We start from the raw sequence: 242 nt of genomic DNA, 5'->3' as shown, positions 1-242 counted from the left end.
TCGAGCAGAACATGCCCGTCGGCGAATACGGCTATAGCATCGCCTATGACCGCAACAACGACAGCGCCTTCGACTATATCATCCGGGTTCCGAATGCGAACCGACAATATTATGTGCCTGCGTCCGACGTCGAGCTGGAGGAAGTGCTGCTCGAGCTCGAGGCGGAGCGGATCGACCGCGAGGCGCTTATCGATTATGCATTGGCGTCGCATAATGCCGAGCTGTACAAGCGCATTATGATC

The 242-nt window shown here is 56.2% G+C and carries 1 pseudogene; it reads left to right on the top strand.

Going from position 1 to position 242, the window contains the following annotated elements:
- Nucleotides 1-242 (top strand): annotated as a pseudogene (locus KVT38_RS34055) (ATPase); the annotation flags it as partial.

The sequence above is a fragment of the Cohnella sp. GbtcB17 genome (genome assembly GCF_019091135.1).
In the GTDB taxonomy this organism is placed as follows: Bacteria; Bacillota; Bacilli; order Paenibacillales; family Paenibacillaceae; genus Cohnella.
Note: the sequence above shows the minus strand (reverse complement) of the source record. Positions and strands in the feature narration are given on the sequence as shown.